Raw genomic sequence first — 12952 nt, forward strand, 5'->3', positions numbered from 1 at the left:
CCGAGAAGCCTTATGCCCCGGCGCTTATTCAAACGTTACATGCCAGACCCGACCAGCATCAGGGAACACAAATCCTTACGCTTTCTCGGCACCCTGCTGCATGACCCGAACCTCTGGCACCTCAACCGTCACTCGGTCGCCCGGGCCATGGCGGTGGGTCTGTTCGCGGCCTTCCTGCCCATTCCGTTGCAGATGCTGGTCGCGGCCATCCTTGCGATCGTGGTGCGGGGCAACATGCCCATTGCCGTCAGCCTGGTCTGGCTGACCAACCCGATCACCATGCCTGCGGTGTTCTTCTGCACCTATCAGACGGGCGCGTGGTTGATGGATGTACCGGCCAGGCATTTGCCGGACGAGCTGACCTGGGAATGGATCAGCGGCGAGCTGTCTACGTTGTGGCAGCCGTTTTTGTTGGGGTCAGTGGTGATGGGGCTGGTGCTGGGTGCCCTTGCCTATTGCCTAGTGATGATGTATTGGCGCTGGTGGGTCAGCCGGCAGTGGAAGCGGCGTAAGCAACGCCGGATGCAGTAAATGCAAAACGGCCTCCATTTTGGAGGCCGTTTTTTTGTGGTGTTTGGGCTGACCCCTTCGCGGGTAAGCCTCGCTCCTACAGGGATCTGTGTCACCAATCCACTGTAGGAGCGAGGCTTGCCCGCGAAGAAGGCGACTCGGTCTTTCTTAGGTACGCATCCCGCGCCCACTCACCAGCAACCGCGCGCAGCCGATGTACAACACAACAGTCGCCACCAGCATGAAGGTAATCGCCACGCTGATCTTGATGTCCGAAACGCCAAGAATGCCGTAACGGAAGGCGTTGACCATGTGCAGCACCGGGTTCGCCAGAGACACGGTCTGCCAGAACGGCGGCAGCAAGCTGATCGAGTAGAACACACCGCCCAGGTACGTCAGCGGTGTCAGCACGAAGGTCGGGATGATCGAGATGTCATCGAAGTTGCGTGCAAACACGGCGTTGATGAAGCCCAGCAGTGAGAAGATCGTCGCCGTCAGCACCACCACCAGAATGGTCACGCCCAGGTGATGCACCTGCAGATCGGTGAAGAACAGCGACAGCAGCGTCACGATGACCCCGACCATCAAGCCGCGCAGCACACCGCCCAAGGTGTAACCGATCAGAATCGTATGCGGCGATACCGGCGACACCATCAATTCCTCGATGGAGCGCTGGAACTTGCTGCCGAAGAAACTCGACACCACGTTGCCGTAAGAGTTGGTGATCACCGACATCATGATCAGCCCCGGCACGATGTACTCCATGTAGGTGAAACCACCCATGTCACCGATCTGCCGACCAATCAGATTGCCGAAGATCACGAAGTACAGAACCATGGTGATTGCCGGCGGCAGCAGCGTCTGCGGCCAGATCCGGGTAAAGCGTTTGACCTCTCGGTAAACGATGGTATTGAGGGCAACGAGGTTGGGTTGCAGCTCGGAACTCATACCGCCACCTTCGACAGATTTTTCTCCACCAGGGACACGAACAACTCCTCGAGGCGATTGGTTTTGTTACGCAGGCTCAGCACTTCGATGTTCTGTTGCGCCAATTGGGTGAACAGCGCGGTGATGCCCATGGCCTTGTCGACCTGAACTTCAAGGGTGTGGCTGTCGAGCAGCTTGGTCGGATAACCGAGCAACTGCGGCGCGGTTTGCAGCGTGTTTTGGATGTCGAGCAGGAACGTTTCCACATGCAGTTGGCCGAGCAACTGTTTCATGCTGGTGTTCTCGACGATGGTGCCGTGGTCGATGATGCCGATGTTGCGGCACAACTGCTCAGCCTCTTCCAGGTAGTGGGTGGTGAGGATGATGGTGATGCCTTTCTGGTTCAGCTCGGTGAGGAAGCTCCACATCGAGCGACGCAGTTCGATGTCCACACCCGCGGTCGGTTCATCGAGGATCAGCAGGCGCGGTTCGTGAACCAGCGCACGGGCGATCATCAGGCGACGCTTCATGCCGCCGGACAGTGAGCGCGACGGCGTATCGCGCTTGTCCCACAGGCCCAGTTGGGTCAGGTATTGCTCGGCTCGTTCCTTGGCGATTTTCGGCGGGATGCCGTAGTAACCGGCCTGGGTCACGACGATATCGAAGGTCTTTTCGAACTGGTTGAAATTGAATTCCTGGGGCACCACGCCGATGGAGCGCTTGAGCTGCGCGGGATTCTTGTCCAGGTCGTGACCGAAGATATTCACCGTCCCGCTGGTCTTGTTCACCAGGGTCGAGAGAATGCCGATGGTGGTGGATTTGCCAGCGCCGTTCGGGCCGAGCAAGGCGAAAAAGTCACCTTCGGCGACGTCCAGATCGATACCACTCAGGGCCTGGAAACCGTTGCCGTAGGTTTTGGTTAGCTGCCGGATGGACAGAGCGGAACTCATATCGGATTTACGCACCAAGAAGGGAAGAAAGGGACAAGTAAGGGCGGGCGGCGACGAATGCAACCGCGGCGCGTGAGCGCAATGGTGCTTGTCGCTGCCACACAAGTACAGTCAAGTGTGTCGATAGTGAGTATTAAGTCAACGCGGTCATAACGGCTTTTTTATACGCCGGGCGTTGTTTCAGCCGTCCGTACCAGGCTTCAAGATTGGGCTGCGGTGCGCGCTCGATCGGCATCTCGAACCAGGCATAAATGAAACTGCCAAGGGGGATGTCGCCCATGCCGATTTCGTCGCCGGACAGGTACGGCTTGGCCGCCAACGCCTTGTCGGCCATCGCCAGCAGGTCATCGCATTCCTTGATCGCTGAATTGATGGCGGACCAGTCCTGCTTGTCTTCGGGGGTGCGCAACACGCCCCAGAAGACGGTGCGGAACGGGCCGGCAAAACTTGTGGTGGTCCAGTCCATCCACTTGTCAGCAGCGGCGCGGGCCTTCAGATCCGCCGGATACCAGGCCGTGCTATCGGCGTGCTGAGCCATGAGGTAACGCACGATGGCGTTCGATTCCCAGAGCACGAAACCGTCGTCTTCGATCACCGGCACGCGGCCATTGGGGTTCATCGCACGGTACTGCGGCGTATCGACTACACCGAAGGCGCCGCCCGCATCAATGGCTTCATAGTCCAGGCCCAGTTCCTCGGCGGCCCACAATGGCTTTCTGACATTCGACGAATTTTTCCGACCCCAGATCTTCAGCATGACCGCCTCTTTATGGATGAATGCGCAGGCAGCATACGCCGGATCAGGTGCGGCTCAAATCACTCTGCATGTCCCCCAACTGTGCAGGCAATTTATCGCTGAACAGATGCGGATAGCACTTTTCCAAATGCTCGAAAAAGAATGCTTCGGGCACGTCGGTGAACTGGCCGTGGTCGACCAGGTACTCCATAAGCTGCTCGCCATCGCGATTGAAAGGATGGAATACGCTGTCGTTGATTCCGTCGAATTCCAATGGTGCGACATTGAACAGTTCGCACAAGCCTTGGTTGAACGCCGGCGTTGCTTTGACCCAGCGACCGTTTAGAAACAGCTCCGTATAGCCATGCATGGCAAACACGTCGCTCTTGAGCAACTCAAGCAAACGCGGCGTCGACAAGTGATTGCGCACATCCGCCAGGCCGATGCGGGCCGGGATCCCGCAATGTCGCGCGGCACCGGCCAGGAGCGTGGCCTTGGGCACGCAGTAACTTTCCCCGGTCGCCAATGCATAACTGCCGCGCAAGGTCTGCGGGTCGCGACTGAACGTGTAGGGGTTGTAGCGCACGGCCTCGCGCACCGCGTAATAGAGGTTGATCGCCTGCTCAAGCGGGTCGCGACTGGCGCCCCGATGCTTTTCGGCGAACTCCACCACCGAGGGGTGGTCACTATCGATGAAGCGGCCGGGACTCAGATACTCGTGCATGAGAACAATCTCCTGGGGAAGCCACGAGTCTAGCGACACCTTTAGCACAGAGATAACGACGTTTCGGCCAAACATGGACGCATAGCCGCGTAGGAAACGAACGATTTCCTTGGCGTGTTGCCAACCCAACCTACATAACTCATCGATGGTTTCCCACGAATTCAATCACCTCGCTCCGACCACCCTGTTTTGCGGATGCCGTCTAAGCTCTGAAGGTTGGTTTTGCCCTGGTTCACGGAGGATTAAATATGCTGCTGTTGTGGATACTGGTTTTGGTTGTCGGGATAGCTTATTTAGCCCACCGTCGTATCGCTCCCCTGCCCGCCCTGTGCATCGTCGCTGTCTATATCGTCGCGATGGGAGCCTTCAGCCGCGCGCCAGGTTGGCTGCTGCTGGTTTTCTGGGTGTTGATTGCAGCGGTGGCGGCGCCGTTATTGCTGCCCGACCTGCGCCGTAAATTCTTCAGCGCGCCGCTGTTCAGCTGGTTTCAGAAAACCCTGCCGCCGATGTCGCAGACCGAACGCGATGCGATCGACGCAGGGACCGTGTGGTGGGACGGTGAACTGTTCAGCGGTCGCCCGGACTGGAACAAGCTGCTTTCTTATCCAAAAGCGCAGCTGAGCGAAGAGGAACAGGCCTTTATCGACGGTCCGACCGAAGAACTCTGCGCCATGGTCACCGACTGGCAGATCGGGCAAGACATGGACCTGCCTCCTGAAGCCTGGACTCACATCAAGGAAAACGGCTTCTTTGCGCTGATCATTCCCAAAGAGTTTGGCGGCAAGGGCTTCTCGGCCTATGCCCACTCCCAAGTGGCGATGAAACTGGCGACCCGCAGTGGCGACCTCGCTTCCACCGTGATGGTCCCTAACTCCCTTGGCCCCGCCGAACTACTGCTGCATTACGGCACCGACGAACAACGCAACCATTACCTGCCACGACTGGCCCGGGGCGACGACATCCCGTGCTTCGCACTGACCGGTCCCCTGGCCGGCTCCGACGCCGGCGCCATGCCCGACACTGGGGTCATCTGCAAAGGCGAATGGGAAGGCAAGGAAACCCTTGGTCTGCGCCTCAACTGGGAAAAGCGTTACATCACGCTGGGCCCGGTGGCCACCCTCCTCGGCCTGGCCTTCAAGGCCTATGACCCGGACCATCTGCTGGGTGACAAGGAAGACCTGGGCATCAGCCTGGCACTGATCCCGACCGACACCGCCGGTGTTGAAATCGGCCGCCGTCACCTGCCATTGGGTGCCGCCTTCATGAATGGCCCGAACTCCGGCAAGGACGTATTCGTGCCGTTGGACTTCCTCATCGGCGGCCAGGAAATGCTCGGCAAAGGCTGGATGATGCTGATGAACTGCCTGTCGGTCGGGCGTTCGATCTCCCTGCCTGCGGTCGGCACCGGCGCGGCCAAGTTCACCAGCCTGGTAACCGGCCAGTACGCGCAGGTACGTGAGCAATTCAACGTGCCACTGTCGGCATTCGAAGGCATTCAGGAAGCCATGGCGCGCATCGGTGGCAACGCCTGGATGATGGACGCCGCCCGAATGCTGACCGCCAACGCGGTGGACCTTGGCGAGAAACCGTCGGTGCTGTCGGCGATTCTCAAGTACCACCTCACCGAACGCGGCCGCGAGTGCATCAGCCACGCCATGGATGTTCATGGCGGCAAGGCGATCATCATGGGGCCGAACAACTACCTCGGTCGCAGCTGGAACGGTGCACCCATCTTCATCACCGTGGAAGGCGCGAACATTCTCTCGCGCAACCTGATGATCTTCGGCCAGGGCGCCATTCGCTGCCATCCGTTCGTGCTCAAGGAAATGGCCCTCGCCGGTCGTGAAGACAAGGATCAGGCACTTACCGAGTTCGATGGCCTGCTGCTCAAGCACATCGGTTTCGCCGTAAGCAACGCCGCCAGCACGCTGGTGCTGAACCTCGGCTTCGGACACCTGGAACATTCGCCGGGGGACAAGCTCAGTCAGGGTTATTTCCGCGCACTCAATCGTCAGGCCGCCGCGTTCGCCATGCTCGCAGACCTGAGCATGATGCTGTTGGGGGGTGAACTGAAACGTCGCGAACGTCTGTCGGCGCGTCTTGGGGATGTGCTCAGCAACATGTACCTCGCCTCCGCCGCGCTCAAGCGTTACCACGACCTCGATTCGCCGGAGCACATGGCGCCACTGTTTACCTGGGCCATGGAAGAAAGCCTTGGTCAGTCGGAACGTGCGCTGGATGAATTGCTGAGCAACTTTCCGAACAAGGTATTGGGCTGCCTGTTGAGGGTGATCGTGTTCCCGTTTGGCCGTCGCCACAAAGGGCCATCGGACAAACTCGGCGCCGAAGTCGCCGCGGTAATTGGCCGTGCCAAGGGCGATCCAACCCTCGAAGAACTGCTCGGCGGTTGCTACCGTCCGCAATCGGCGGACGACGCAGTGGGGGCCCTGCAACACGCCTGCAACCTGTTGAACGCGGCGCAGCCGTTGCAGAAAAAACTACACATGGCGCTGAAAAGCGGTCAAGTCAAACCGGCTGCCGGGGAACACGTCATCGAAGCAGCGCTGGAGGCTGGGGTGTTGCAGCCGGTGGAAGCGCAGACCTTGCGTGAAGCAGAAACCGCGCGCCGCAAGGTGATCGATGTCGATGATTTCGACAAAGATGAACTGGCGCTGGCCGACGGAAAGGTCCGCTGATCCTGTAAAAAGGGGCGCAGGAGCTTTATACTCCCGCGCCCGTTTTGCTCTTGAGGACTTATCTCGTGTCCAACGTCGTTGCCGATCATCTTGTCTTGCTCGACCACCTGCGCAGCATCCTGGTCGCCGTAGGTGAGGCCGAACAGGTTCCCGAAGAAAGCCATGCCTTGTTCCTGGAGCGCTTTGACGAACTGCGTGCCTTGTTGCCGGTCGACCCGATCGAAAGCCAATACCTGGGCCAGGACATTCTGTGCCAGGTAATCACCCGCTATCCGCAAATCGCCCACCTGGTCCCGCGCGACCTGCTGTGGTACTTCGCCGGTGACTGTCTGCATTACATGCCCGATGATGAAATCGATTTGTACCAGTCACTGGAAGAGCGTCGTTTCGAAGCCGAACAGAACGACGAGCCTTTCGACTGGAATCAGGAAAAACAGCTGCTGGCGATGTCGAACCAGGACAGCAAGCACTGATCACCGATCAGAAATGCAAAAGGCCCGCATGGTTATTCATGCGGGCCTTTTTTGTGCAGTAGCCGAAGACGCCTTCGCGGGCAAGCCTCGCTCCTACAAGTAAAGCGCAATCCCTGTAGGAGCGAGGCTTGCCCGCGAAGAGGACCTTCAGAGCAACCCATCACTCTCAGGCAACTCATACTCCGCCGCGACCTTACCCGCCTTCCCCGGCTTGCCCAACGTCGGCTCTTTCTCCAGGCACTCCACCAGATAATCGATAAACACCCGCAACTTCGGCGGCAAATACCGCGTCGGCGAATGCAACAACCAGGCGCCGCCATGGTAGGACGCGAGGAACGTCCAGTCCGGCAGCACTTGCACAATCAAACCCTGCTCCAACGCATAACGCGCCGTGAAGTACGGCAGACTGCCAATCCCGATGTGCTGCAACACCGCACCCAGTCGCACGCCCGTGTGATTCGCCGCATACCGCCCGCGTACACCGACCGTCACAGCCTTGGTGCCTTTCTTGAATTTCCAGCGTGCATCGCTCGGGGTTTCACCCAGGTAGATGCAGCTATGGTTGAGCAAGTCATGGGGATGCGTCGGCGTGCCATATTCCGCAAGGTACTGCGGTGTTGCGCAGAGCAAATGGTCGATGGTCAGCAACTGCCGCCCGACCAATCCAGCGGGTGGTCGATCGGTAATGCGAATCGCCAGATCAACGTTATCGTCGATCAGATCCACCTGCCGATCCTCAAGCAACAGCTCCACATCCACTTTGGGATAACGGCGCAGAAATTCCGGCATATGCGGGTGAATCACAAATCGGCCGACCGCCTTGGGCACACTGACCCGCACCAGCCCTTCCGCTTCATGGGTGAACTGCCCGCTGATTTCCATCACTGACTTGGCCGCACTGACCATTTCCTGGCAGCGCTTGAACACCTCTTCGCCACCGTCGCTCAACCGCAGTTTACGTGTGGTTCGCTGCAGCAGACGCGTGGCCAGCGCTTTTTCCAGACGTGAAATGCTGCGACTCACCGCCGAGGGTGAGGAGCCCAATTGGCGAGCCGCTTCGGAAAAACTGCCGGTCTCGACAACCTTGACGAAGATCGCCATTTCACCCAGCAGTGGAAGTGGAAGATTTATGCTCACAGCGCAACAGTCCTTTGATGTTTGAACGGATTATCACGCAATTCCACGCTTCATATAATAAAAATAGAAACTTTAATGAGGACATGGAATATGACGCTTCGCCTCTTTTTCCATAGTGATGACCTCAAGGCCAATGTGGAAGTCCTGGATTGCACGCCCCAGGAGAACGAATTTGCAGTGGTGCTGCGCGCCACGTTGTTTCACCCCCAAGGTGGCGGTCAGCCTTGCGATACCGGCTGGATCGGCGAAAGCCAGGTGCTGCGCGTGGTGCAGGACCCGGACCGGATCATTCATTTCGTCGACCGCCCGGTGAAACCGGGCATGACCCAGATTCGTATTGACGAGCAACGTCGCCAGTTCAATTCGCGTATGCATTCGGCCGGTCACCTGATCGGTCACTTTGTCCAGGCGCTGGGCTGGATGCCGATCAAGGCTCATCACTGGCCGGGCGAAGGACGCGTGCAATTCAAACCCGCGGAGTCGGCAAAAGAGGTGGATGCCGAGATCCTTCAGCACGGCATCGAGCAATGGGTTGCCCATGATCTGCCACGCCTGACGTCGATGCGCGAAGGCGCCCGGGAAATCGGTTTCGGTGAACTGCCCGCCTACGGCTGCGGCGGCACCCACGTACGTAGCCTGAAGGATTTGGGCACGGTCACGATCGCTTCCCTTTCACTGAAAAAGGGAACGCTGTCAGTCCACTACAGCGTGGATTGAACTTTCCGGCGATGCCGTCCCCGTCATCGCCTGACGCCCGGGGGAGCCCGCGTTCGCGGGCTCTGTTGACTATCTGATAGATGGACCTAAGACATGATGCTTGACGTCGAGCGTCTCGATGAGACGTGCATAAAAAAACTGGCCAACGAAGAAGTCCTCGCCATCCGCGTCAAAGGCCTGTTGCCCCGGCCGCTGGCGATTCAGATTGGCGACAAGATCCTCGCCCCGGGTTTCGAAGGCTATATCAATGCGCCGAGCATCGGCCGCATCGGCATGGCGTTTTATGAGGCGGAAAACCAGCCGCTGCTGATCGAGGATTATTTCGAGCATGCCTCGCGCAATATCGCGGAGTTGCGCAAACGTTGCGCGCCCTACTCGTCCCCGGTCGACACCCTGCGCTGCATGCTCGATGAGTCCTGGCCGGCGGGTGCGCATCTGGAAAATCTCTATGGTCGCAAGATGTATGTCGGGTTGTCCCGGGTCGTGAAACCGGGTGTGTGCTTCCTTGCCCACCACGACATTTTCGCCAAGGACGCCCCGGACAGTTACCAGGCCAGAAGCCTGGAAGCGCAGTTCGCTTGCAACGTTTACCTGAACATGCCCACCGAGGGCGGCGCGCTGCAGATGTGGGACCACGACATTTCTCCGGATCGATTCGACGAAATGCGTGGCGACAGCTACGGCATCGACCCGGCCCTGCTCGGGACTCCGACCCTGGAGATTCGTCCTGAGCCGGGTGATTTCATCATGTTCAATTCGCGCTGCATGCACTCGGTAACTCCGGGCGTAGCGGATCCGCGATTGAGCCTTTCGTTCTTTGTCGGCTATCGCGGCAATGCTTCACCCCTAACTTTTTGGAGTTGAGATGTTTTCGAATTACCTGGGCGAGTTCCTGGCGCTGGCGACCATTCACTTTCTGGCTGTGGTCGCACCGGGACCGGACTTCGCGGTGACCATCCGCCAAAGTGTGCGTTTCGGCCGACTGGTAGGGATTTGCACGGCGCTGGGCATTGGTGCGGGGATTTCCGTGCACGTGCTTTACACCCTGCTCGGGGTCGGGGCGCTGATGCACACGACACCTTGGTTGTTGACCGTGGCCAAGGTGGTGGGCGGCGCTTACATTTTGTACCTCGGTGTCAGCCTGTTGCGCAGTAAACCCAAGTCCGCGCTTGAAGGTGACAAGGTCGCGGAGGAGCCTGTCGTCGAGCAAACGCTGCTGAAGGCGTTCACCACCGGTTTTCTGACCAACGCGACCAACCCCAAGGCGACGCTGTTTTTCCTGGCGATTTTCACCACGATCATCAGCGCTACGACACCGATGAAGGTTCAGGCGCTGTATGGGGTGTGGATGTGTTTTGTGAACGCGCTGTGGTTCGTGATCGTCGCGCTGTTCTTTTCCAGTGCTCGGGTGCGATTGCTGTTCATGCGCATGGGGCATTGGTTCGAACGCACCATGGGGGTGATTCTGATTCTGTTCGCCGGGCGCCTGATTCTGTCGATGTAAAACCTGCGCCCATGCAAAAGGCCCGTTCAGTCAGACTGACGGGCCTTTTTCGTTTCTGCGCCGCTTTTGCATTTCTGTGCGACAGATCCCACTTCAGGACTCCCGTAACACTCGGTTACAGTGTTAGGTTGGAAACGTTTCTGTCTCATCAATCAGAAACTTCTCACAAACTGCCTGCAAAGGAATGCCCCCAGCAATGAATTTCTCACTCAAGCACCTGGCTGCGTCAACCCTGGTACTGGCCAGCCTTTCGTCATTCACCCTGTCAGCGCAGGCCAACATCACCCCGCAACAGAGCGCGACCATCCTCAAGACTTTCAGCGACGCATCGGTCACGGATTTCAGGCAGTTCCTGGGAGGCCTGGCCAAGAGCGACCTCGGAAAAACCGACGACCTCGGCCCGGCCATCAGCGCCTTCCTCGACAACAAGCCCCTTACGCCAGAACAACAGAACGAAATCCATCGCCTGCTTGGCCTCTATGCACGGGTGAAATACGGCGCCGCTGCCACCGAGACCTTGCGCGAACTGGTGGCCATCCCGACCTTCCGCGTCGACGGCGTTGACCAGCACGACAACCCCGAATTCATCAAGATCGCTGACAAGATCAAGGGCCTGGCCCAAGCCTTCAACCTGAATTTCCGAAACATCGACAATCGCGTCTATGAAATCACCCTTGAGGGCAGCAGCGATGAAGTCGTGGGTATTCACGCCCATGCCGACGTAGTGCCCGTAACACCGGAAAACTGGGTTCTGAAAGACGGCACCAAACTCGATCCGTTCAAAGTCACCCTGATCGGCGATCGCATGTATGGTCGGGGCACTGAGGATGACAAGAACGGCATCGTGGTAGCGCTTTATGCCATGAAGATCATCAAGGAAGAGAAGCTGCCGCTGGCGCGCAATTTCAAGCTGCTGGTCGACACCACTGAGGAAACCACCGGCGACGCCATTCCTTATTACTTCGAACACAACCCGACACCTAACTACAACCTGGCACTGGATGGCGGCTACCCGGTGGTGATTGCCGAGAAAGGTTACGGCACCGTGATGGCGAATTTCCCCAAGCGTAAAGCCGAGGGCAAAGGCGCGGAAATCATCTCGATGACTGGCGGCCTGGCCACCAATCAGATCCCGTCGGCTTCCGTCGTCACTCTGTTGAGTGAGAACCCTGCCGAATTGGCCGCCAGTTTGCAGAAGGCTGGCGCCGATTATGCCAAGCGCAATGGCGGCAACTTCGACGTAACCGCCAAGGTCGATGGCAAGGACGTCAAACTGACGATCACCGGCGTTTCCGCCCACTCCTCCGAGCCCGAGTCCGGCGTCAACCCGGTAGCCCGGACGCTCGACTTCATCCACAGCCAGGATGGCAAGGTCGCGCTCAAGCACAACCACTTCACCGATGCTGCCCGCTACGCTGCGGACAACTGGGGGCTGGATTACCTGGGTGGCAAATTGGCAGTCGGTTTTTCTGATGACTTCATGGGGCCGCTGACCACTTCCCTGACCTACGTCGCCATGGATGACAAAGCCTTCAAGCTCGCGGTCAACTTGCGGGTGCCGAAGGGCAGATCCCCTGAAGTGCTCAAGGCACAAATCGCCGAAAAACTTGGCGCCTGGAGCAAGAAGACCCACGTAGCGGTGGCCTTCGACTACTCGATCGCCGAACCGATGTACCGCAACCCTGAGGGTGAATGGGTCAAGGCCTTGCTCGCCGTGGCCAGCGAAAACCTGGGCATGGAACACAAGTACGGCACCTCCGCTGGCGCCACCTCAGTCCATGAACTGCCCAACGGCGTGCAATTCGGCCTGGCTCGGCCCGAGGTCAAGTACACAGGGCACACCGACAACGAGTTCAAGACCGTCGACCAGTTCCTGCTGGACCTGCAGATCGTGACGGAAATGATGGGGCGCATCGGGCAGTTGCCGAAGCTCTGATCGCTTTATCGGACCCGCTGTTGTAGCGGGTCCGACGCGTTGATCGCCTTGATTCCTACACAAACAAATAAAGGACCTTGAGGTCCTTTTTTATGAATGACGCACCAACAAAAACGCCGCTCATCACTGAGCGGCGTTTTCGTTAAATATGGAGCGGGAAACGAGACTCGAACTCGCGACCCCGACCTTGGCAAGGTCGTGCTCTACCAACTGAGCTATTCCCGCAAATGGCGTCCCCTAGGGGACTCGAACCCCTGTTACCGCCGTGAAAGGGCGGTGTCCTAGGCCACTAGACGAAGGGGACACGCTAACTGAAACACATGGTGTGTATTTCAGTGCCCAAATCCGCATCCGAAGATGTCGGCTCTGGCTTCACTCAACGCTGCCCGAAAGCAACGTTGCTTAAAATTGGAGCGGGAAACGAGACTCGAACTCGCGACCCCGACCTTGGCAAGGTCGTGCTCTACCAACTGAGCTATTCCCGCATATGGCGTCCCCTAGGGGACTCGAACCCCTGTTACCGCCGTGAAAGGGCGGTGTCCTAGGCCACTAGACGAAGGGGACACACGTACAACATTCACTCCTTACCGCGTTTCGCTGTGTGCTTTACGCTGTAAGTGGCGCGCATTCTATGGATGGATT

The 12952-nt window shown here is 58.4% G+C and carries 12 protein-coding genes and 4 tRNA genes; 7 read left to right on the top strand and 9 right to left on the bottom strand.

Annotation, left to right across the window (positions count from 1 at the left end; all coding sequences use genetic code 11):
• The first annotated feature begins 12 nt into the window (after positions 1 to 12).
• Positions 13 to 531, top strand: a complete 519-nt coding sequence (locus tag ACYZTM_RS06990; RefSeq protein ID WP_131062744.1) for a DUF2062 domain-containing protein — start codon at positions 13 to 15, stop codon at positions 529 to 531.
• Positions 532 to 678: 147 nt separating this feature from the next.
• On the opposite strand, the gene ACYZTM_RS06995 is transcribed toward ACYZTM_RS06990, so the two are convergent.
• From ACYZTM_RS06995 to ACYZTM_RS07010, 4 genes are all read right to left on the bottom strand, one after another.
• The gene (locus ACYZTM_RS06995) at positions 679 to 1458 is read right to left on the bottom strand and encodes an ABC transporter permease (RefSeq protein WP_131062747.1); all 780 of its coding nucleotides are present in this window, start codon (positions 1456 to 1458) and stop codon (positions 679 to 681) included.
• Positions 1455 to 2387 (bottom strand): ABC transporter ATP-binding protein, encoded by a 933-nt coding sequence (locus tag ACYZTM_RS07000; protein WP_461987829.1) that lies wholly within the window; start codon positions 2385 to 2387, stop codon positions 1455 to 1457. Before ACYZTM_RS07000 ends, ACYZTM_RS06995 begins: the two co-directional genes overlap by 4 nt.
• A 133-nt stretch (positions 2388 to 2520) precedes the next feature.
• Positions 2521 to 3144, bottom strand: a complete 624-nt coding sequence (locus tag ACYZTM_RS07005) for a glutathione S-transferase family protein (RefSeq protein WP_461987831.1) — start codon at positions 3142 to 3144, stop codon at positions 2521 to 2523.
• 43 nt (positions 3145 to 3187) lie between these two features.
• On the bottom strand, positions 3188 to 3847 hold the full coding sequence (locus ACYZTM_RS07010; RefSeq protein WP_131062750.1) for a transglutaminase-like domain-containing protein: 660 nt from the start codon (positions 3845 to 3847) through the stop codon (positions 3188 to 3190).
• 248 nt (positions 3848 to 4095) lie between these two features.
• On the opposite strand from ACYZTM_RS07010, the gene ACYZTM_RS07015 reads away from it, so the two are divergent.
• Both ACYZTM_RS07015 and ACYZTM_RS07020 read left to right on the top strand, forming a co-directional pair.
• On the top strand, positions 4096 to 6543 hold the full coding sequence (locus ACYZTM_RS07015) for an acyl-CoA dehydrogenase (protein WP_131062751.1): 2448 nt from the start codon (positions 4096 to 4098) through the stop codon (positions 6541 to 6543).
• Positions 6544 to 6608: 65 nt separating this feature from the next.
• A complete protein-coding gene (locus ACYZTM_RS07020) occupies positions 6609 to 7016 on the top strand; it encodes a PA2817 family protein (RefSeq protein ID WP_131062752.1) in 408 nt (135 codons plus the stop codon).
• A gap of 147 nt (positions 7017 to 7163) precedes the next feature.
• Here ACYZTM_RS07020 and ACYZTM_RS07025 read toward each other — a convergent pair whose 3' ends face one another.
• Positions 7164 to 8153: a LysR family transcriptional regulator gene (locus tag ACYZTM_RS07025; protein ID WP_131062753.1), complete on the bottom strand. Its 990-nt coding sequence runs from the start codon at positions 8151 to 8153 to the stop codon at positions 7164 to 7166.
• A 90-nt stretch (positions 8154 to 8243) separates the two neighbouring features.
• Here ACYZTM_RS07025 and ACYZTM_RS07030 point away from each other — a divergent pair, with 90 nt between their 5' ends.
• The 4 genes from ACYZTM_RS07030 (at position 8244) to ACYZTM_RS07045 (ending at position 12310) form a co-directional block, all read left to right on the top strand.
• Positions 8244 to 8870 carry an alanyl-tRNA editing protein gene (locus ACYZTM_RS07030; RefSeq protein WP_461987835.1) on the top strand — a complete coding sequence of 209 codons (627 nt, stop codon included), beginning with the start codon at positions 8244 to 8246 and terminating at the stop codon, positions 8868 to 8870.
• A 93-nt stretch (positions 8871 to 8963) separates the two neighbouring features.
• Positions 8964 to 9734, top strand: a complete 771-nt coding sequence (locus ACYZTM_RS07035; protein ID WP_461987837.1) for a 2OG-Fe(II) oxygenase — start codon at positions 8964 to 8966, stop codon at positions 9732 to 9734.
• Position 9735: 1 nt separating this feature from the next.
• Positions 9736 to 10374 (top strand): LysE family translocator, encoded by a 639-nt coding sequence (locus ACYZTM_RS07040; protein WP_131062756.1) that lies wholly within the window; start codon positions 9736 to 9738, stop codon positions 10372 to 10374.
• A gap of 196 nt (positions 10375 to 10570) precedes the next feature.
• Positions 10571 to 12310, top strand: a complete 1740-nt coding sequence (locus tag ACYZTM_RS07045; protein ID WP_461987839.1) for a dipeptidase — start codon at positions 10571 to 10573, stop codon at positions 12308 to 12310.
• Between the two features lie 149 nt (positions 12311 to 12459).
• Here the strand turns inward: ACYZTM_RS07045 and ACYZTM_RS07050 are convergent.
• The 4 genes from ACYZTM_RS07050 to ACYZTM_RS07065 form a co-directional block, all read right to left on the bottom strand.
• Positions 12460 to 12535 (bottom strand) — tRNA-Gly (locus ACYZTM_RS07050).
• Between the two features lie 3 nt (positions 12536 to 12538).
• Positions 12539 to 12614: transfer RNA gene (locus ACYZTM_RS07055), tRNA-Glu, on the bottom strand.
• A gap of 105 nt (positions 12615 to 12719) precedes the next feature.
• A tRNA-Gly gene (locus tag ACYZTM_RS07060) sits at positions 12720 to 12795 on the bottom strand.
• 3 nt (positions 12796 to 12798) lie between these two features.
• Positions 12799 to 12874: transfer RNA gene (locus ACYZTM_RS07065), tRNA-Glu, on the bottom strand.
• Positions 12875 to 12952: the final 78 nt, after the last annotated feature.

Source organism: Pseudomonas sp. MDT2-39-1 (assembly GCF_054898085.1).

Coding starts and splice junctions, on each gene's coding strand:
- ACYZTM_RS06990 (WP_131062744.1), top strand. CDS start 13: ATGCCCCGGCGCTTATTCAAACGTTACATGCCAGACCCGACCAGCATC.
- ACYZTM_RS06995 (WP_131062747.1), bottom strand. CDS start 1,458: ATGAGTTCCGAGCTGCAACCCAACCTCGTTGCCCTCAATACCATCGTT.
- ACYZTM_RS07000 (WP_461987829.1), bottom strand. CDS start 2,387: ATGAGTTCCGCTCTGTCCATCCGGCAGCTAACCAAAACCTACGGCAAC.
- ACYZTM_RS07005 (WP_461987831.1), bottom strand. CDS start 3,144: ATGCTGAAGATCTGGGGTCGGAAAAATTCGTCGAATGTCAGAAAGCCA.
- ACYZTM_RS07010 (WP_131062750.1), bottom strand. CDS start 3,847: ATGCACGAGTATCTGAGTCCCGGCCGCTTCATCGATAGTGACCACCCC.
- ACYZTM_RS07015 (WP_131062751.1), top strand. CDS start 4,096: ATGCTGCTGTTGTGGATACTGGTTTTGGTTGTCGGGATAGCTTATTTA.
- ACYZTM_RS07030 (WP_461987835.1), top strand. CDS start 8,244: ATGACGCTTCGCCTCTTTTTCCATAGTGATGACCTCAAGGCCAATGTG.
- ACYZTM_RS07035 (WP_461987837.1), top strand. CDS start 8,964: ATGATGCTTGACGTCGAGCGTCTCGATGAGACGTGCATAAAAAAACTG.
- ACYZTM_RS07040 (WP_131062756.1), top strand. CDS start 9,736: ATGTTTTCGAATTACCTGGGCGAGTTCCTGGCGCTGGCGACCATTCAC.
- ACYZTM_RS07045 (WP_461987839.1), top strand. CDS start 10,571: ATGAATTTCTCACTCAAGCACCTGGCTGCGTCAACCCTGGTACTGGCC.